Source organism: Kribbella sp. CA-245084, assembly GCF_050942355.1.
Taxonomy (GTDB): domain Bacteria; phylum Actinomycetota; class Actinomycetes; order Propionibacteriales; family Kribbellaceae; genus Kribbella.
Window position 1 is genome coordinate 3,705,257 of the sequence record NZ_CP192053.1, and the last position, 19,758, is coordinate 3,725,014.

Below are 19,758 nucleotides of genomic sequence, written 5' to 3' on the forward strand. Positions count from 1 at the left end.
ATGACGACCTCGACTGAAGCCCGTTCGGGCGTCCGTTCCGCGACTCACAAGCGGACCAGGACGGCGAAGAACGCGGTCGGCCTCGGGCTGCGGATGCGCCGCAACTGGCAGCTGTACGCGATGCTCCTGCTGCCGATGCTCTGGCTGGCGATCTTCGCCTACTGGCCGATGTACGGCGTGATCATCGCGTTCAAGGACTACAACGTGGTGCAGGGGATCTGGGGCAGCCCGTGGGCCGGCATGAAGTACTTCGACCGGTTCGTGGAGTCGTACCAGTTCTGGCGGCTGATCAAGAACACCGTGTACCTGCACGTCTACGAGCTGGTGGCGACGTTCCCGTTGCCGATCATCCTCGCGCTCTGCCTGAACACGATCCGGAAGAAGTGGTTCAGCCGGGCGTCGCAGCTGATCACCTACGCGCCGCATTTCATCTCCACCGTCGTCGTGGTGGGTCTGCTCGTGGTGCTGACCAGCCCGAACACCGGCGTGACCAACAAGCTCCTGGGTCTGTTCGGCATCGGGCCGCAGAACCTGATGGGGGACTCCGGGATGTTCCGGCATCTCTACGTCTGGTCGGGCGCGTGGCAGACGATGGGGTTCGCGGCGATCATCTACCTGGCCGCGTTGACCAGCGTGCCGCCGGAACTGCACGAGGCAGCGATCGTGGACGGGGCCTCACGGTTGCGGCGGATGTGGCACATCGATCTGCCCGCGATCGTGCCGGTGGCGGTGATCCTGCTGATCCTGGACATCGGCAGAATCCTGTCCGTCGGGTTCGAGAAGGTGCTGCTGATGCAGAACAGCCTGAACCTCGACGTGGCCGAGGTGATCGACACCTACGTCTACAAGATCGGTCTGGCGTCGTCCGTGCCGCAGTTCAGCTATGCGACCGCGATCGGGCTCTTCAGATCGGTGATCGGTTTGGTGCTACTGGTGCTGGCGAACACCTTCGCCCGTAGGTTCGCCAAGTCGAGCCTCTGGTGAGCTAGTCGGCGGCCTGGCGGTGCAGTCCGGTCGCCAGGACGGCCGAGAGCAGGAGCGCGCAGGTGCTGGTCATCGCGACCAGCACCTTCACGCCGTTCAGGCCGGTGGCGGTGTGGGTGCCGAGCACGATCCCGGCGGCCACCGCGAGGACGACGAGGCCGATCCAGATCACCAGCGCGGCGCGTTTCTCCTGCTGCGCGATCGCGGCGTACACGACGAGCTGCAGTACGGCGTACGCGGAGCCGGCGACGGCGAACATCCAGGTGTACGGGCCGAGCGGCGCGTACTTCTCCTTGCCGCCGATGACCTCGACGACGATGCCGGGCAGGATCAGCGTGCCGACGACGGCGCAGACGCCCAGGCCCGCGACGGCCAAGATCGAGCGCCGCAGCCGGACGGTGTCGCCGGGAGAGTTGGCCAGCGACGGGAACACGAGCACGATGACGAACTGCGGCAGGAACAGGCAGGCCTTCGCGATGATCAGCCCGGCCGCGTAGTAGCCGCTGTCCTTCTCGTCGAGCAGGGCGCGGGCGAAGAGCACGTCCGCGTTGGCCAGCGCGAAGAACGCGAGCAGGGTGTGCGTGCCGTGCACCGACTCCCGCAGTACGTCCTTGACCTGCTGAGTGGTCGATCCGCCCGATCCGCGCAGGAAGAACTGACCCAGCAAGGCCGGTACGGCGGCACCTAGCGCGAGACCGGCCATGGCCCAGTCGAGCGACGGGTGGATAAGCAGTGCGCCGCCGCCGAGCACCAAGCGGCCGACCCCGGTGGAGAAGTAGACGCCGGCCAGCTCGGTCCAGCGCTGGCTGCCCTGCAGTACGCCGAGCTGCGAGCCCATGAGCGTCAGACCGCCCAGCGTCGGAGCGAGCAGCAGGACAGCGACGACCGAATCGATGTGGAGCAGCCACATGAACAGCGGGGTCAGTACCAGGCAGAGCGCCGTGAGACCGAGAGCTGATCGGCGTCCAGCTCGCAGCATCGCGTCAGCCAGCTCGGCTGCGCCGTGGCCGGTATGTGTGGCGAGCTGGCGAGCGCCGGCCGCCTGTAGACCCAGCGAGGCGACATTGCCGATCAGCAGCAGACCCAGGAGGGCGGTGATCGCTCCGAACTGCTCGGGCATCAGCCGGCGGGAGCTGATCAGCGTGAACCCGTAGGCGGCCACGTTCATGATCGCCATCGCGACGGCGACCACCGTGGCGCTGCGCAGGAAGGCACTGCGGGGCGCCTGCGGTTGGGTGGTGCCCGACGTCATACTGCGCTGCCTCAAATCAGTGGGGTGATATTGCCGACCTCACGGTACGGCAACGATGCCGTTCGGAGGCCGTCGGATCCGTTAATGTCCCGCCGGTGGGGAGGCTGAAAGCAGGCGGTTCGGAGCAGGTGGTCTGGCGAGCGCGGCTCGTGCTGGGCTGCCTGGCTCTGGTGGCCCTGTGCTTCCAGCAGGTTCCGGGCAAGATCCTGGCGGACAGCAGGATCGAGTTGACCGCCGCGCCCGGCCGGTTCCTGTCGCGGGCTCTGCACTTGTGGGACCCGCACACTGCCTTCGGCCAGGTGCAGAGCGACGCCTTCGGCTACCTCATGCCGATCGGGCCGTTCCACTGGCTGCTGGACGCTCTGTCAGTTCCGGACTGGATCACCCAACGCCTGTGGTGGTCGCTGGTCCTCTGCGTCGCCTTCCTCGGTATCTGGAAGCTCTGCAACGTCCTGGAGTACGGCGTCCCGTGGACCCGCTTCGCCGTCGCACTGCTCTACGCCCTCGTCCCACGGGTGTTCGGTGAGTTCCCCATTGAGGTGTGGCCGATGGCCATGGCTCCGTGGATCCTGCTGCCACTCGTGTCGCCCCGTGCCCGCTCCGGCTGGTGGCGCGCCAGTTGGTCGGCCCTGGCGTTCGCGCTGATCGGTGGCGCAGACCCGGTCGCCGGCGCTGCGACGCTCGTCGTACCGGCGATCTGGCTGGTCAGCCAACGGAAGCTCAAGCTCTTGGCGGGCTGGCTCGGCTTTGTGGTGGCTGCGTCCATCTGGTGGCTGGTGCCGCTCGCGCTGCTACTCCAGTACGGCGCTGCGCCGCCGGGGCCGCGCTGGTTGCCGGTGATCGGCGCGCTCATCGGACTGCCGCTCGCACTCGCCGCAGCGCACTACCTGCGCCGCCTGGCCAATCTGTCCGTGGCGCGAGGCGTCAACCGCCGCGTCGTACCGGCTGTGGTCGCATGTCTGGCTGTGGCTGCTGCCGCGCCCGTGGTCCTGCTACGACCGGACGGGGCATCAGCCGCAATCCCAGCGCACTGGAACGCTGCCGCGGCTTGGCTGGACGACCAGTCCGCTCCGGGCAGCGTCCTGCTCCTGTCCAGCACGACCGAACCGCTCACCGCATTGGTCAAGCGACCGATGGCCGCACTGACGGACGACGTGAAGCGCCGTGTCGACTCCGGCGTCGGTGACCAGACACTGCGGCAGGAGCTCGAGCACGACGGTGTCCGGTACGTCGTGGTGCGCAATGACCTGGAGGACACCCTCGCGATCCACGAGAGCCTGGCCGACGCCGGCATCGGACGTGTCGCGTACTTCGGTCCCGGCGGACAGCAGGCCCGCATCGCCTACCCGAGCGTGGAGATCTACGACGTCGGCGCGACCACCCCGGGACGGCTGATCCCGCGGTCCCGGCTCGTGGCGGTCGACGGCACGGCTGACGACGTACCGACTGTTGTGACTGCGCTCGGTGGGAGCGGGGGCGCGGTACTGCGGTCAGACGCCGCGGGCAAGCTTGACGGGCTGCCGTTGATCGAGACCGATGTCAGCAAGCCGGTCGATCAGCAGCCGAGTGCGGTGGTGCTGCGGACTCAGCAGATCGGGCGCTCCGGCTGTCTGCACGTCGGGGCGCGGGCGTTGTGCAGCCAGGAGCAGGCTTCGGCAGCGGCCGAGAGTGGCCTGAGCCGGAACGTGCAGCTGCCGCAGGCTGCGTCGTACGAGGTGCGGGGTACGGCGTTGCCTAAGGATGGTGACGCACTCGAGCGGCTGCTGCCGGTGGCCGGGGCGATCACAGCCACTGCGTCCTCGCGGGAGGTTACGGCGCCGGAGGGCAGGCCGGGTGCGGCTGTCGATCGGGATCCCGGGACGAGTTGGCTGGCGGATCCGGATGACCCGAAGCCGAGCCTCACGCTGAAGTTGCCGGCGGCAAGGGATGTGCGGGGGCTGCGCTTCCAGTCCGATGCCTACCTGGACGGATCGCGGCCGGCCGAGGTCATGCTGCACTTCGACGGCGCCGTACCGGTCCGGGCCACGGTCGACTCGGACGGGTACGTCCGGTTCGCGGCGCGGCACGTGCAGACGATCAAGATCGACTTCACTGCGACGAAGCCGTTGCAGGACGCGCGTCGGAGCCCGGTCGGGGTGACAGAGATCGCCGTGCTCGGCGCGGACGAGCTGCGCAAGGCAGTCGATCCGGACCGCCGAGTCCCGACGTACTGCGGGAACGGTCCGGCGGTGCGCATCGACGGCGTGCAGGCTCGGACACAGGTGACCGCGACCATGCGGGACCTGCTGCAGCGGCGGCCTGTGTCGTTCAGCCTGTGCGGGGCGACGTCGGTGGCGCTGCGGTCCGGGAGCCATCGGGTGGAGGTGCTCGCCGGTGGTGGGCTCGTGCCGATCGAGACCACGCTGGTCAAGGCTGGATTCGGCGACGTGTCTGTGACGCCGGTGCAGGGGGTGGACGTGTGGCGTCCGAACCCGGCGGAGCTGACCGTCGAGGTGCCGGATGCGGACCAGCAGTCTGTGCTGGCAGTCGCGCAGAACTACAACGAGGGCTGGGAGGCGTACGACAGCACCGGCCAGAAGTTGACGCCGATCCGGATCGGCGGCTGGCAGCAGGGATGGGTCCTGCCGGCCGGACCCGAGCAGGTCGTCACGGCCAGCTTCATGCCGGCCCGGAGCTACCGGGCCGGGCTGCTGCTCGGACTGGTCACGCTGCTGGCAGTCCTGGCCGTCGCAGTGTTCTTCCCGAAACGCAGGACCGGCCGCTCGATCAGGCGGTAACTCGCGGCCGCCAGCACGACAGCGCCGACCAGCGTCACCAGCAGCTGTACTACGAACGGTCCGCGCATCACGCCCAGTACGACGTACCCGTACACCACCACGCCGTACGAGAGTCGCGCACCGATCTGCGCCGGGCGACCGCCCAGCACACGGACTGTCTTCGCCGAGGGCGTCAGGATCGGGAACAGCACGCATGCGACGACAGCGGTATAGAGCAGGCTCTTGAGCAGTGCCTGAGCCGGTGTGGGAGCGGAGTGGTCGTACGGTCCGGCGAGCGGGGTCGCGGAGATCAAGAGGAGCGCTGCGGCGATTCCCCACAGCGTCCCGGGGACTCTGGTCAGCGCGTCGAGCGCAGACGGTCCGAGTCGACCTGTGGCGCGGGAGACCTGCCACAACGCCAGACCCATGCCGACGGCGAACCAGCCGAGGTACCCGGGCAGCCAGAGGCTCGCCTCTGCGTGATCGGTCGCCGTGACCGCAGCCATCCACACCGGGCCGAGCACGGTCAGGGCTACCAGTACGAGGAGCCGCCAGCGGACACTGCGTCGAGTCGGGCGCTCGTAGCCGGTCAGCAGCCTGCCTAGGCCGGGGAGGAGCAGGTAGAAGGGGAGCGGTGTTAGGACGGCCCACCGGAGGTATGTGGTCGCTGGGTGTGGGACGAAGGCGATCGACAGTACGACGGTGAGGAGCAGCGCCGGGAGGATCCGCAGCGCCCGGGCACGCAGATAGGGCAGGGTGAGCGGCGGCTCGGTGGCCGAGAACCATGCGACGACGTGCGGCCGATAGAGCAGGAAGCCTGAGATCGCGCAGAAGATCGCCCAGCCGACGTCCAGCCGGGACACGACACCGGCGAGCGGCGCATCCGTGTGCAGGCCGACCAGTGCGGTCACCACTGCGAGCGCTGCGATTGCCCGCAGCCCGTCCACTGCTGGGAATCGGGTCATGCGCTCAGCGCCTTGTGTGCGGTCCAGATGGCCGTTCCGGGGACCAATGGGCCGCGCTCCGGACCCCAACCGCCCCAGACCAGCTCATGCCCGGCCGGCCACTCCGGCTCGAGGAGGTCGTCGACGACGAAGCCCGCACCGGTCAGTTCGCGGATCCAGTCGCCGGTGGTGCGATGGTGCTCGGCATACACCGGCGTACCGGACTCGTCGACCTCGACGTACGGCGTCCGGTCGAAGTACGAGTGGGTGATGCGCAGTCCGGCCGGCGACGGGTCGTCGGGCATGGTCCAGCGGAACGGGTGGGTCACCGAGAACACGAGCAGACCACCTGGCTTCAGGACGCGCTCCAGCTCGCGGAACGCCGTACCGACGTCGGCGACGAACGGCAGTGCGCCGAAGGCTGAGCAGGCAGTGTCGAACGTGCTGTCGGCGTACGGCAGCGCTACGGCGTCCGCGGCGACGGTGCGGACCGACGTACCGGTCCGGGCGTCGAGGTCCTTGGCGATCCGGAGCTGCTCGAGAGAGATGTCGAAGGCAACGACGTCGGCGCCCTGGCCGACCAGCCACCGCGAGCACTGGGCCGCGCCGCAACCGACCTCGAGGATCCGCTTGCCCCGGACCGGTCCCAGCAGCTGAGCTGCCTCCTCGTCGACACCCTCCGGGGACCAGATGAACCGGTCGTCGCCGAGGAAGTTGCCGTGCTCCTCCAGGTACTCGTCGGCTGCCGAGTCCCAGTAGGTACGACTGGCCCGCGAGGTCTCCACCTCGGTCAGTTCCACCCGTACCGGCCTGTTCACCTCGCACACTCTAGTGTCGAAACCATGAGCGACTTCGCCGCGAGTGCTGTTCCGTTGCCAGGCGGTTATCAGGGCCAGACCTATGCGGTCAGCGCGGGCGGCGAGGACGCCGTACTCAAGCTGTATGTGAAGGACCCCGGGCGGGCAGTTGTGGACGCTGCGCTGCTCCAGTTGGTGCGTGGGCTGCTCCCGGTGCCGCGAGTGCTCGACGTGAAGCGCGAGGGCACGCCCGACGACCCGCCGTACCTGCTGACCGAGCGGTTGCCTGGCGTGAACCTCGAGATCTACCTGGCGACCGCCGGGGAGGACGAGCGGCGGCAGGTCGGAGAGCAGTTGGGGGAGCTGCTGGCGCGGCTGAGCGGGATGCCGTTCCGCTCGTTCGGGCTGTTCCGTGACGGGGACCTCGGGATCGAGCCGCTTCGCGGGGACCTGGAGCAGTACGTCGACAGCCTGGATCTGGGGATGACGCCGGCGCAGCGGGAGGGCCTGGAGAGCGTGTTCACGTACGCCGAGGACCTGCTGGCCGAGGGCGTCGAGCGGTTCTGCCTGGTGCACAGCGACTTCAACCCGAAGAACCTGCTGGTCGACCCGAAGACAGTCCGAATCACCGGTCTCATTGATTGGGAGTTCGCGCACAGCGGGTCGCCGTACGCCGATCTGGGCAACCTGCTCCGCTTCAGCACGGACCAGGTGCTGGCCGGAGCCGTCCTCGACGTACTGCGCGGGAGCGGGCTGCTGCGGGCGAGCGGGCTGGGGGAGCGGCTCGTCGACCTCGGCCGGGCGGCGGATCTGTGGGCGCTGCTGGACCTCGCCACGCGGGCGGCGGACCACGGGATCGCCGCCGCGGCGCACCGGCTGGTCTTCCGAATGGCGGACACCGGAGACCTCTCCGCAGGCCGTCCGGACCTGGACGTCGTACTCTGAGGTCAATGGCACGTCGAGAGACCCCGGCGGGCGCTCGGTAGGGACCGGGTGCCCCAGGTTGTGCTGCCTCCGTGAAGACCGGTATTCTGTCAGATGCGCTATGGGCCCGCGCGACCTCGGACCGAGCAGGCTCGTGACTCGCAGCAGTCGGTGGTGAATCTGTCGTCTTCAGGCAATCCCGCGGTTTGGTGCGATCCAAAGGTTCATGACGCAACCGCACGACACCACCAGTCCACGGAGCAACCCACCACATGACGGCCAGCATCGAGGCACCTCTCGACCCCGCAGTACGCACCACCCCGCAGGTAGCGGTCAATGACATCGGGTCGGAGGAAGACTTCCTCGCGGCGATCGATCAGACCATCAAGTACTTCAACGACGGCGACATCGTCGAGGGCACCATCGTCAAGGTCGACCGGGACGAGGTCCTGCTCGACATCGGTTACAAGACCGAAGGCGTGATCCCCTCCCGCGAGCTGTCGATCAAGCACGACGTCGACCCGAACGAGGTCGTCAACGTCGGCGATCACGTCGAGGCCCTGGTTCTCCAGAAGGAGGACAAGGAAGGCCGTCTGATCCTCTCGAAGAAGCGCGCCCAGTACGAGAAGGCCTGGGGCACGATCGAGAAGATCAAGGAAGAGGACGGCGTCGTCACCGGCACCGTCATCGAGGTCGTCAAGGGTGGACTCATCCTGGACATCGGCCTCCGTGGCTTCCTGCCGGCCTCGCTCGTCGAGATGCGTCGTGTCCGCGACCTCCAGCCGTACGTCGGCCAGGAGATCGAGGCCAAGATCATCGAGCTGGACAAGAACCGCAACAACGTGGTCCTGTCCCGCCGGGCGTGGCTGGAGCAGACGCAGTCCGAGGTGCGGATGAACTTCCTCACCCAGCTGCAGAAGGGCCAGATCCGCAAGGGTGTCGTCTCCTCGATCGTCAACTTCGGTGCGTTCGTGGACCTCGGCGGCGTCGACGGTCTGGTGCACGTCTCGGAGCTGTCCTGGAAGCACATCGACCACCCGACCGAGGTGGTCGAGGTCGGCCAGGAGGTCACCGTCGAGGTGCTGGACGTCGACATGGACCGCGAGCGCGTCTCGCTGTCGCTGAAGGCGACCCAGGAAGACCCGTGGCAGCAGTTCGCCCGGACCCACCAGATGGGCCAGATCGTGCCCGGCAAGGTCACCAAGCTGGTTCCGTTCGGTGCGTTCGTCCGCGTGGAGGAGGGCATCGAGGGTCTGGTGCACATCTCCGAGCTGGCCGAGCGGCACGTCGAGATCCCGGAGCAGGTCGTCCAGGTCAACGACGACACGATGGTCAAGATCATCGACATCGATCTCGAGCGTCGCCGCATCTCGTTGTCGCTGAAGCAGGCCAACGAGGGGCTAGACCCGGTCTCGGACGACTTCGACCCGACGCTCTACGGCATGACGGCGACGTACGACGACCAGGGCAACTACATCTACCCGGAGGGCTTCGACCCGGAGACGGGCGAGTGGCTCGAGGGCTTCGACGCTCAGCGCGAGGAGTGGGAGCGGCAGTACGCCGAGGCCCACACGCGCTGGGAGGCCCACAAGAAGCAGATCGAGGACGCCAAGACGGCGGACGTCGAGGCCGGCGAGGCATCGACGTACTCCTCGGCCGCTGCCCCGAAGGACGACGCTCCCGTAGAGGGCGCGCTCGCTTCCGACGAGGCGCTACAGGCCCTCCGCGAGAAGCTCACCGGCCAGGGCTGATCCCCGACCGGAAGCTCCTCCGGCTGTCCCACGAGAACCCCCGCACCTCCAGGTGCGGGGGTTCTCGCATTCCCGAAGACCAAAGAAAAGAACAAAGGAAGGAACAGGCATGGAGTGGTGACTGGCTTCGGTGAGCGGCCGGAGGTTCGCCTGCGGGCCGTCTTCTCGGAACATAACTGACACTGAGCGCAAACTTCTTTCCGGAAAGCGGTAGGACCACCGCTAGCCCTCCATCCTTCTGAGAAGCCCCCTATTCAGAAGTCCTGGGTCAGTCCGCGTCGTCGAAGCGCGGTGGGACCGTGGGAAGAGCTTGAAGACCAGAGAAGACGAGCTGCTTCGATGTCCGGTCCGGGTTTGGCTTGCGCCGCCAAGTCGTGCTTGCGCTCGGAGCCTGCCCAGACACCAACCGGATCCGGTGTCGGGTTCGCCGAGTCGTGGGTTCTGGCGATATTTTGCAGCCGCTATCCACGACTCGGCGTACCGGCCCGGCGCCATTCTCCACGACTCGGCGAACCAGCCGACCGGGTGGCCGCCGGCGTCAGCCACTCCGCCAAATCCGTTTCCCAGTTTGACGGTTCTTCGCAGTGCAGAGCGCCCTCGCGGCTGCGGGCACAGGTGACCGCGGCGACCGCAAGGCCGAGGCCGACAGCGGGTTCTCTGCCTGCACCACGCTTCGGCAAACAGGGCGTGATCGCCTGCAACGATCCGGCCGACCAGGAAATCCAGCAGTTGGTGGCCAAGCGTGAACATCCCGCGGCCGTTCCGCGGGCGACGCTAGCGCGGCCGGTTGGGGTCGGGGATGCTTTGGGGGTGGAGTATGTGTCCAGGGTGGCGCGGGGGCCGCTGGATGGGTTGGTTGATGACCTTTACTACCTGGAGGGTGTGCCGCCGTACGCTCGGTTGACGTTGCCGCCGATGCCGGGGGCGCTGTTGATCGTCAACCTCGGGGCGCCGTTCCGCATTCGTGGCGGTACCGATGTCGAGATGGGCGAGTACGCCGACGGTTGCGTGGTCAGCATGCCTACGCGCGCGTTCGAGTTCGGCTACCCGCGCTGGACCCGGTCTGTCGGGGTGCACCTCAAGCCGTGGGGGTTGGCGCCGTTCCTGCGGATGCCCGCAGCCGAGCTGTGTGACCGGCCGGTGACGTTAGAGCAGGTTTGGGGCCGACCCGCCGTTGCTGAGCTGCGCGACCGGCTGGCCATGGCGGACGGACCGCACGAGATGCTGACGCTGCTCGAGGAGGAGTTGATGCGACGGCTGAGCGAGACCGCTGGCCTGGGGCTGGTCCGCCATACGAGCAGCCTCCTCGCGGCGACCGGCGGAGCGGCGGCGGTCGGCGACTTGAGCGTGGCAGCCGGTGTCAGCAGCACTCATCTGGCACAGCGGTTCAAGGAGCTCATCGGCGTCACGCCGAAGCGGCTGGCCCGCACGTACCGCTTCACCGCCACCGTGTTCGCGATCGACCCCGCCGGACCGATCGACTGGGGCGACCTCGCCGCCCGCGCAGGCTACTTCGATCAGGCCCACTTCGGCCACGAGTTCCGCGCGTTCACCGGGCTCACGCCGACCCGGTACGTCGAAGTCCGGCGACGGTTCCTGCGCGAACATCCCGGCCACGCGATCGACGGCTGGCCGCTGCCGGCCGATTGATTTCTTACAAGAGCCGCAGCTCACCACACGCTAATTTGTGGACACGCCACAGCAGAGGAGGGCCCCGATGGGCAAGGTGGTCATGTACGCCTCGGTATCGGTAGACGGCTTTATAGCGGACGAGAACGACCAGCCCGGACCGCTGTTCGACTGGTTGCTCAGCGGTGATGTCCCGTTGGACGAGAGCGGCGTGGTGAAGGTGTCGCAGACGTCCTTCGACTACGTCCGGCCGTACTGGGACCAGATCGGGGTGACGATCGCCGGCCGCCACGTCTTCGACATAACGGACGGCTGGGACGGAAAGCCTCCAAGCGGGATCGACCACGTCGTCGTCGTGACCCACCGGCCGGCGCCCGAGGGCTGGGACGCCGACGCGCCGTTCCACTTCGTCGACGGTATCGAGGCAGCCATGGCCAAGGCGCAGGAGCTCGCGGGTGACCGCATCGTCGAGGTCGCCGCCGGCGACGTCGGTGGCCAGATGCTCGCGGCGGGCCTGGTCGACGAGGTGCGCATGGACGTCACACCCGCCGTACTCAGCTCCGGCAAGCGCTACTTCGGCTCGGTCCACGCCCAGCACCTGCTCGAGGATCCCGACGTGCTGCAGGGCAACCGAGTACTCCACCTGCGCTACCAGGTACGCCGCCAACCGACCTGAGCGGGGCGGCCGCCCGGTCGGCTGGTTCGCCGAGTCGTGGAGAAAGGCCCCGGGCCGGTACGCCGAGTCGTGGACAGCGGCTGCAAAATATCGCCAGAACCCACGACTCGACGAACCCGACGCCGGATCTGGTTGGTGTCTGGGCAGGCTGGGCGCCGGCCGGCGTAGGCCGGCGCTTTGTGGAAAGAAGTTTGCGCTCAGTGTCAGTTATGTTCCGAGAAGACGGCCCGCAGGCGAACCTCCGGCCGGTCACCGAAGCCAGTCACCACCCATGTCTGTTCTTTTCCTTCTTTTACTAGTTCTTTTGTTTCTGCTCTGGGCTTTTCAGTCGTAGGGGCGGCGGATGCGGGGTTTGCCTAGGTCGGTGCCCCATTGGCCGCGGCCTTCGCCTTTGAGGCGCATTTTCAGTTCCATCACGTGGGCTCGGGCGCCGCTCGCGGAGAAGAAGCCGATGCGGTACGGCTCGTTCGGGGCGCCGGCTTCCCACGCCGGGACCTGCTGCTCGCCGTAGCGGACCAGGCGGACCGGCGGGTCCTCGCCGGCCTGGATGCGGGCTGCGTCCTGGGCGCAGGCCGGCACCTTCCGGGTCCCGCCGCTGCGTGGCGTCCAGACCACGTCGCGCGCGGCCGGACCGTGCTGCGGGTTGAAGAAGCAAGGCGTACGGCGTTCGGGCAGCGGATCGCCCGCGACCCGGGCACGGACACACGCGAGCGAGTAGCGTCCCCCGGTCAGGGTGTCGACGATCGCACTGATCGCCTCGAACGAGCTGAGCCGGTCCACCAGCCGCTCGGCGGTCTCGTACGCGTCCAGAGCGGTCTGGTAGTCGTGCCGAGCCTCCGCGTCGAGCGCATTGCCCTCCAGTAGCTCACCGAGCCGGGTCAGCTCCTCCCCGAACTGAACGACGTCCTCCTCGGCCATCCTCCGGACGTGTTTCAGTTCCTGCCCGTCCGACCGCCGTCGCCACCACCCCATAAGCCATGGTAGGGCGTGTCGATAGGGTGCGGGGGTGCTGAGAGTGGGACTGACTGGCGGGATCGGGGCCGGGAAGAGTGCGGTGTCGTCGCGGCTGGCTGAGCGGGGCGCGGTGGTGATCGACTCCGACGTACTGGCTCGGGAGGTGGTCGCACGGGGGACCGACGGGCTGGACGAGGTGGTCGCGGCGTTCGGTTCCGGCGTACTGACTGCTGACGGTGACCTGGACCGGCCGGCGCTCGGCAAGATCGTGTTCGGCGACGAGACCGCCCGACGGAAGCTCGAGGCGATCGTCCACCCGCGGGTCCGGGCGCGCGCCGCCGAGATCGAGCACCAGGCGTCGGAGGACGCGATCGTGGTGCACGACATCCCGCTCCTGGTGGAGACCGGTCAGGCCGGCAGGTTTGACGTCGTACTCGTGGTCGACGTACCGGTCGAGGTGCAGGTGGAGCGGCTGACGTCGCAGCGCGGGATGACTGACGCGGAAGCGAATCAGCGGATCGCCAGCCAGGCGACCCGGGAGGACCGCCTCGCGGCCGCGGATGTGGTGGTGGACAACGCCGGGAGCCTGGCAGATCTTGACCGCCGGCTCGACCAGGTGTGGGAACAACTCACAGGCCACGGTCCGGACACGAAAAGGTGACCCTCGCGCGGTAAATGATGAATCCGGGACCGGCTGTACGAGAATCTGTCCCGGTCCGGCCCGGGGTGACTCCTGCAGGCCGGCCACCGACGGCGCGCCCTGCGCCGGCCCGGACGTCCGATGTAGGGAGGATGGCGTGGTGTGTCCGCGCTGCAGCTCTGACGTCCCCGAGGTCTCGCATTTCTGTCACCACTGTGGCAATGACATGCGTACCGGGGATGCCGAGCGCAAGAAGGCGTACGCCGCCAAACCCGATGAGCCGGTGGCGTCGTTCAAACTGGTCTCGACGATCATGCCCCAGGGGTCCGGCCAGCAGCCGTACACCTACAAGGTCGCGCTCGGCATCGCCCTGCTGCTGACCGTGGTGACGGCCGCTCTCGGCGCGCTGCCGGTGGCGATCATGATCGCGGCCTTCGCCATCCCGATCGTCTACATCATCTACTTGTACGACGTGAACCTCTGGGAGGACGAGCCGATCCCCGTGGTCGCCGCGGCCTTCGTGCTGACCGGCGTACTCGCGGCCGTCTTCACCTGGCTGTGGAAGGACAAGCTGGCGCTCTCGCTGGACACCATCGGCGGCAACAGCGCCGGTCCGTCCGGGCGGGACCTGCTGATCCTGCTCCTGCTGGTGCCGGTGGTGTCGGAGCTCATCCGGCAGATCGGCCCGCTCTACCTGGCCTCGCGGCCGCGGTACGACGACCTGATGGACGGCTTCACCTTCGGCGTGGTGGCCGGTGTCGGCTACGCCTGCTTCGAGACGCTGGTGCTGCACTGGGGCTGGATCAGCGGCGGCTTCGCCGGTCCGGGCAGCAGTGCCGGCACGTGGATCTCGATCGTGGTGCTGCACGGCTTCATCAAGCCGCTGGTGTACGGCTCGGCGACCGGTCTGGCCGGTGCGGAGTTCTCCGGCCTCGGCGAGGGGTACGACGGGTTCACGCCTCGCTGGGTGGCCGGTCTGCTCCAGGCGATGGCGGTGAACGCGCTCTTCCAGGGCGGCGTCTACCTGCTCGGCTTCGTCGGCGGACACGGCTCGACGATCGGCTCGATCCTCGGTGTGGTCTGGGGCCTGCTGCTGCTCGGCGCGCTGATCATCCGGGTGCGGACCGTGCTCCACAAGGGCCTGCTCGAGGCTGCACTCGAGTCGGCCGCGCGGGGCGGTTCCAACCACGCGTCGGGCGACCTGGCGTTCTGCTCGCGCTGTGAGATGCCGCTGCTCCCGCAGTCCGACTTCTGCTCCGCCTGTGGCACCTCGGTGCGATCCGTGCCGAAGTCCGCCCGCGGGGTATCCGCACCGACCGCCGCACCGACCGCCGCGACGACTGGGGAGACGCAGGCATGAGCAACCAGCAGCCGCCGTACGGCGGTGGCCAGGGCGGACAGCAGCCGTACGGCGGCCAGCCGGGCCAGCCGGGCCAGCCGGGCCAGCCCGGTCAGCAGGGTCAGCCTGGCCAGCCGGGTCAGCAGCCTGGGTATGGCCAGCAGCCCGGGTACGGGCAGCCGCCGCAGGGGCAGCCTGGCTACGGGCAGCAGCCGCCCCAGGCGCAGCCCGGCTATGGTCGGCCGCAGCAGGCGCCGTACCCACCGCAGGGCCAGCCGCCCCAGCAGGGCCAGCCCCCGCAGCACGGTCAGCCGCCGCAGCAGGGCTACCCGGGTCAGCAGCAGTACCCGCAGCAACAGGGCTACCCCGGTCAGCAGCAGTACCAGCAGGGGTTCTCGGGCCAGCAACAGCAGCAGTACGGCGGCGGCCAGCAGCCGTGGAACAGCCAGCAGCCGCGACGCAAGGGCGGTGGCGGCAAGACACTGCTGATCGCGGGCGGCGCGTTCGCCGTGGTCGCAGTGATCGGTGTCGTACTGGCGCTCGTCTTCAACGGCGACGACAAGAAGGCCGACCCGAGCCCCATCCCGACGACGCAGCCGACGAACCAGCCGACGACCGGTCAGAGCACCGAGCCGACGGGCGTCGACGAGGGTATCGAGGTCTCGCAGGGCGTCTACGTCAAGCCGCAGCCGGGCTACGTCCGCAAGAGCCTGAACGGGTTCGACGGTGTGTACCTGCTGAAGCAGGGTGAGGCGTACTTCATGGTCGACGCGTGGAAGGCCGCAACCGACGAGACCACCGACACCGTGCTGCCGAAGCTGCTGAACGCCGAGACCAAGGACCTGTCCTCGGTGAAGACCGGCCAGCCGAAGGTGACCAAGCCGGGGCCGGACGACAAGACTCCGGTCAAGGTCGTCACCACGCAGAACTTCAGCGCGATCTCCAGCAGCCAGAACGGCAGCCTGCCGGTGGTCGGCTTCGTCGGCGTGATCGAGCGCAACGACGGCGTCATCACGATCGTCCGGGTGTACGGGCGCAAGGACAAGGTAGCGACGATCCAGACGGACTCGGACGCGATGTTGTTGTCGGTGGTCAAGAGTCAGTGAGCGGAAAACGCGACAAGGGTTCCAGCAGCAACCCCTGGGTCCCCAAGCCCGGGCCGGAGGCTGACGACGCCGAGCAGGAGGAGCAGCTCCCGCCGTCGCCGTGGGACCTCGAGGTGCCACCACCACCGTCGCCCTGGGGCGACGGTGGTGCACCTGGTCCCGGACCAGGTCCGGCCACGCAGACGTCGTCGGCCTGGGGTGAGAACGTCGGGCCGCCGTCGCTGCGGCGTCCGGTGCCGGAGAAGAAGCGCGGTTTCCGGTTCCCTCCGCTGCTGATCCCGGTCGGCGCCGGCCTGATCGTGGTCGCGTTGGTGGCCGTCGCGCTGGTGCTGCTGTCCGGCGGCGGCGACGACAAGGCCGACCCGACGCCCAGTACGCCGGTCGGTACGCCGACAGCGCCGAAGTCGTCGTACCAGCCGCCGCCGAACGCGATCCAGGTCGGATTCGGGGTCTCGATCGTCCCGGTGCAGGGGTGGTCGCTGTTCACCAAGGAGACGCAGGGCAAGCAGGTCGCGACGTACCCGCCGAACGACAACATCAACGCGCGGGCGTTCCTGTGGGTGCGGCAGAAGCAGAACGTCACCGCGCAGGCGTACCTGCTGGGGATCGTCGAGGGCGAGACCGGGGAAGAGGTCGCGCAGCTCGGGAACGTACGGAACCTGCCGTGCCCGAAGGACGTCTTGGTGGAGTGCGTCGCGATCGACTACACCTCCACGGCCAAGGAGAACGGCCAGGACGTGCGGGTCCAGGGCTCGGTCGAGGTGTACCGGCGCAAGGACAACGTGGTCACCGCACTGGACTTCCGGACCCGGGTCGACTTCGCCCAGAAGGCTCTGGCGGACGCCGCGATCATGAAGAAGTCCGTGATCGACAGCCTGTGACGAACCACCGGAACTACCGCGAGGAAACGCTATGAGTCAGCAGTACGGTCCGCCCCCGGGCCCGCCGCCCGCACCTGCTCCCGCTCCTGGTGGTTGGGGTACTGCGCCGCAGGGCGGGCCGGGTACGGCGCCTGGCGGCTGGGGGCCGGCAGGGGCCGGCGGTGCTGGTGGTGGGCGTCCTGGCGGCTGGGGACCGGGGCCGCAGCGGCCGCCGCATCAGCGGCCGAAGTCGAACAAGACGGCGTGGATCATCATGGCCGGTGCGATCGTCGCGGTGCTGCTGGTCGCGACCGGTGTGGTGCTGCTCGTGAACGGCGGAGGTAAGGACAAGCCGGTGAGTCAGCAGACGCCGGACCCGGTCGGCACGCTGTTCACGCCGTCGCCGACTCCGACGCCGAACGACTCCAAGGGACCGAACGACGTCGGTGTCGAGGTCGGCTGGGGGATCTGGTTCACCCCGGCCAAGGGCTGGCTGAAGTCCCCGGACAAGACCTACGCCGGGCAGAACTGGATCCTGCAGCAGTTCAACGCCCGCGGCCTGATCGACGGGTACTACTGGGTCCGGCAGACGGAGCTGTACGACGCCAAGAGCTTCGCCGAGCACCTCGTCGACATCGAGTCGGCCAGCTACCAGGGCGTGAAGATCGGCAAGACCGTGGCCTGCAGCATCCCGAACCCGAACATCACCGCCTGCTACGCGGTGCAGTACAACGGCACCTACGTGACCAAGACCGGCGCGAAGATCGCGATGAAGGGCTTCGTCACCGCCTACCAGGACAAGTTCAAACGAGTCACCGCCACCGACGCAGCCCTCGAGGCCCGCGTCTACGCCCGCCGGGTCAACGAGCTCATCTACATGAACAACAGCGTCGTCAAAAGCTTCTGACCTGGGGTTTTAGAAACTGTCGGTGGGGGCCGACGCCCCCCGACCACCCGCCGAGCGGAGCGAGGCGGGTGTGTTTTTAGAAACTGTCGGAGCGGGGCCGTACGGTGGAGGGCATGAGACAGGTCTCGGATCTCCAGCGTATGGTCGCCCCGCTGAAGGTGGTGTCGGATTTCGATCCGGCGGGTGACCAGCCGGCCGCGATCGCGGACCTGGAGCGGCGGATCAACGCCGGCGAGCAGGACGTCGTGCTGCTGGGCGCGACCGGTACCGGTAAGACCGCGACGATCGCCTGGCTGGCCGAGAAGATCCAGCGCCCGATGCTGATCCTCCAGCCGAACAAGACGCTCGCCGCCCAGTTCGCGAACGAGTTGCGCCAGTTCTTCCCTGCCAACGCCGTCGAGTACTTCGTGTCGTACTACGACTACTACCAGCCCGAGGCGTACGTACCGCAGACGGACACCTACATCGAGAAGGACTCCTCGATCAACGAGGAGGTCGAGCGCCTCCGCCACTCCGCGACCTGGTCACTGCTGACCCGCCGCGACGTGGTCGTGGTCGCGACGGTGTCCTGCATCTACGGCCTGGGCTCCGCCGACGAGTACCTGAACCGCATGATCCACGTGAAGGTCGGCGCCGAGATGGACCGCGACGGCCTACTCCGCAAGCTCGTCGGCGTGCAGTACGCGCGCAACGACCTGGCCGGCACCCGCGGCACGTTCCGGGTCCGCGGCGACACGCTCGAGGTCTTCCCGGTCTACCAGGAGCTCGCCGTCCGGGTGGAGTTCTTCGGCGACGAGATCGAGCGCGTGATGACGCTGCACCCGCTGACCGGCGAGGTCATCAGCGAGGAGGACGAGGTCTACATCGGCGCCGCCACGCACTACGTGACCGCGCCGGAGCGGATGGAGCGCGCGATCACCTCGATCGAGGCCGAGCTCGAGGAGCGACTCGGCGAGCTCGAGCGCAACGGGCAGCTGCTGGAAGCACAGCGGCTCAGGATGCGTACGACGTACGACATCGAGATGATGCGCCAGATCGGCACCTGCTCGGGGATCGAGAACTACTCGCGGCACACCGACGGCCGTGAGGCCGGCACTGCGCCGCACTGCCTGCTCGACTACTTCCCCGAGGACTTCCTGCTGGTCATCGACGAGTCGCACGTGACCGTCCCGCAGATCGGCGGGATGTACGAGGGCGACATGTCCCGCAAGCGGACCCTGGTCGAGCACGGCTTCCGGCTGCCGTCCGCGATGGACAACCGGCCGCTGCGCTGGGAGGAGTTCCTCGAGCGGATCGGCCAGACCGTCTACCTGTCCGCGACCCCGGGGCAGTATGAGCAGGACAAGTCCGACGGGTTCGTCGAGCAGATCATCCGGCCGACCGGTCTGGTCGACCCCGAGGTGATCGTGAAGCCGACCAAGGGCCAGATCGACGACCTGATCCACGAGATCCGGCTCCGCGTCGAGCGGAACGAGCGCGTCTTGGTCACCACGCTGACCAAGAAGATGTCCGAGGACCTCACCGACTACCTGCTCGAGATGGGCATCCGGACGAGGTACCTGCACAGCGAGGTCGACACCCTCCGTCGGGTCGAGCTGCTCCGCGAGCTGCGCATGGGTGAGTACGACGTACTCGTCGGCATCAACCTGCTGCGCGAGGGCCTCGACCTGCCGGAGGTGTCGCTGGTCGCGATCCTCGACGCGGACAAGGAAGGCTTCCTACGGTCCGGCCGCTCGCTGATCCAGACCATCGGCCGTGCCGCACGAAACGTGTCCGGCCAGGTGTTCATGTACGCCGACAAGATCACCCCGTCGATGGAGCTGGCGATCGACGAGACCAACCGTCGTCGCGCCAAGCAGAACGCCTACAACGAGGCGAACGGCGTCGACCCGCAGCCGCTGCGGAAGAAGATCGCCGACATCACCGACATGCTGGCCCGCGAGGATGCTGACACCGCCGAGCTGCTGGGCTCCGGCCGCACGCAGTCCCGCGGCAAGGCGCCGGTCCCCGGTGGCGGCAAGGCAAAGGCCGGGGAGAAGGCGAAGGAACTGGCCGGCGGGCTCCCGTCGTCCGATCTGGCCGACCTGATCCAGCAGCTCACCGACCAGATGCACAACGCCGCCGCCGAGCTCCAGTTCGAGGTCGCCGCCCGCTACCGCGACGAGATCTCCGAGCTCAAGAAGGAGCTCCGCCAGATGACCAACGCCGGCGCCAAGTAGCCCCGGACCGTCGTACGCCG

Annotated in this window: 16 protein-coding genes; 12 read left to right on the forward strand and 4 right to left on the reverse strand. The window is 68.1% G+C overall.

All coding sequences use genetic code 11. From position 1 onward, the window contains the following. Positions 1-984: an ABC transporter permease gene (locus ACQPYH_RS17790; RefSeq protein ID WP_432892632.1), complete on the forward strand. Its 984-nt coding sequence runs from the start codon at positions 1-3 to the stop codon at positions 982-984. Position 985: 1 nt separating this feature from the next. Here ACQPYH_RS17790 and ACQPYH_RS17795 read toward each other — a convergent pair whose 3' ends face one another. Continuing rightward, the gene (locus ACQPYH_RS17795) at positions 986-2,236 is read right to left on the reverse strand and encodes a polysaccharide biosynthesis protein (protein ID WP_432892633.1); all 1,251 of its coding nucleotides are present in this window, start codon (positions 2,234-2,236) and stop codon (positions 986-988) included. A 95-nt stretch (positions 2,237-2,331) separates the two neighbouring features. Here ACQPYH_RS17795 and ACQPYH_RS17800 point away from each other — a divergent pair, with 95 nt between their 5' ends. Further along, a complete protein-coding gene (locus ACQPYH_RS17800; RefSeq protein ID WP_432892634.1) occupies positions 2,332-5,013 on the forward strand; it encodes an alpha-(1->3)-arabinofuranosyltransferase domain-containing protein in 2,682 nt (893 codons plus the stop codon). Here ACQPYH_RS17800 and ACQPYH_RS17805 read toward each other — a convergent pair. Continuing rightward, positions 4,911-5,957 (reverse strand): acyltransferase family protein, encoded by a 1,047-nt coding sequence (locus ACQPYH_RS17805; RefSeq protein WP_432892635.1) that lies wholly within the window; start codon positions 5,955-5,957, stop codon positions 4,911-4,913. The genes ACQPYH_RS17800 and ACQPYH_RS17805 overlap by 103 nt on opposite strands. Further along, positions 5,954-6,754: a class I SAM-dependent methyltransferase gene (locus tag ACQPYH_RS17810; protein WP_432892637.1), complete on the reverse strand. Its 801-nt coding sequence runs from the start codon at positions 6,752-6,754 to the stop codon at positions 5,954-5,956. Before ACQPYH_RS17810 ends, ACQPYH_RS17805 begins: the two co-directional genes overlap by 4 nt. 24 nt (positions 6,755-6,778) lie before the next feature. Between ACQPYH_RS17810 and ACQPYH_RS17815 the strand changes: the two genes are divergently transcribed. The 4 genes from ACQPYH_RS17815 (at position 6,779) to ACQPYH_RS17830 (ending at position 11,713) form a co-directional block, all read left to right on the forward strand. Continuing rightward, positions 6,779-7,678, forward strand: a complete 900-nt coding sequence (locus tag ACQPYH_RS17815; RefSeq protein ID WP_432892639.1) for a phosphotransferase family protein — start codon at positions 6,779-6,781, stop codon at positions 7,676-7,678. Between the two features lie 251 nt (positions 7,679-7,929). Beyond that, positions 7,930-9,408 carry a 30S ribosomal protein S1 gene (gene rpsA / locus ACQPYH_RS17820; RefSeq protein ID WP_130450687.1) on the forward strand — a complete coding sequence of 493 codons (1,479 nt, stop codon included), beginning with the start codon at positions 7,930-7,932 and terminating at the stop codon, positions 9,406-9,408. 819 nt (positions 9,409-10,227) lie between these two features. Further along, the gene (locus tag ACQPYH_RS17825; RefSeq protein WP_432892640.1) at positions 10,228-11,058 is read left to right on the forward strand and encodes a helix-turn-helix domain-containing protein; all 831 of its coding nucleotides are present in this window, start codon (positions 10,228-10,230) and stop codon (positions 11,056-11,058) included. Between the two features lie 67 nt (positions 11,059-11,125). After that, complete coding sequence (locus ACQPYH_RS17830) at positions 11,126-11,713, forward strand: dihydrofolate reductase family protein (protein WP_432892641.1); 588 nt, start codon at positions 11,126-11,128, stop codon at positions 11,711-11,713. Positions 11,714-12,037: 324 nt separating this feature from the next. Here the strand turns inward: ACQPYH_RS17830 and ACQPYH_RS17835 are convergent, their stop codons facing one another. Further along, complete coding sequence (locus ACQPYH_RS17835; RefSeq protein WP_432892642.1) at positions 12,038-12,631, reverse strand: hypothetical protein; 594 nt, start codon at positions 12,629-12,631, stop codon at positions 12,038-12,040. Positions 12,632-12,719: 88 nt separating this feature from the next. On the opposite strand from ACQPYH_RS17835, the gene coaE reads away from it, so the two are divergent. From coaE to uvrB, 6 genes are all read left to right on the forward strand, one after another. Next, positions 12,720-13,328, forward strand: coding sequence for a dephospho-CoA kinase (coaE, locus tag ACQPYH_RS17840; RefSeq protein ID WP_432892643.1), 609 nt, complete (start codon positions 12,720-12,722; stop codon positions 13,326-13,328). A 205-nt stretch (positions 13,329-13,533) separates the two neighbouring features. Further along, complete coding sequence (locus tag ACQPYH_RS17845; protein ID WP_432892645.1) at positions 13,534-14,667, forward strand: PrsW family glutamic-type intramembrane protease; 1,134 nt, start codon at positions 13,534-13,536, stop codon at positions 14,665-14,667. Beyond that, entirely contained in the window at positions 14,664-15,752 is a 1,089-nt protein-coding gene (locus tag ACQPYH_RS17850) for a hypothetical protein (protein ID WP_432892647.1), read from the forward strand. Before ACQPYH_RS17845 ends, ACQPYH_RS17850 begins: the two co-directional genes overlap by 4 nt. Beyond that, entirely contained in the window at positions 15,749-16,633 is an 885-nt protein-coding gene (locus ACQPYH_RS17855; RefSeq protein ID WP_432892648.1) for a hypothetical protein, read from the forward strand. The genes ACQPYH_RS17850 and ACQPYH_RS17855 overlap by 4 nt, the downstream gene beginning before the upstream one ends. 31 nt (positions 16,634-16,664) lie before the next feature. Further along, positions 16,665-17,519, forward strand: coding sequence for a hypothetical protein (locus ACQPYH_RS17860; protein ID WP_432892650.1), 855 nt, complete (start codon positions 16,665-16,667; stop codon positions 17,517-17,519). Positions 17,520-17,632: 113 nt separating this feature from the next. Beyond that, complete coding sequence (gene uvrB, locus ACQPYH_RS17865; RefSeq protein ID WP_432892652.1) at positions 17,633-19,738, forward strand: excinuclease ABC subunit UvrB; 2,106 nt, start codon at positions 17,633-17,635, stop codon at positions 19,736-19,738. The last annotated feature ends 20 nt before the right edge of the window (positions 19,739-19,758 follow it).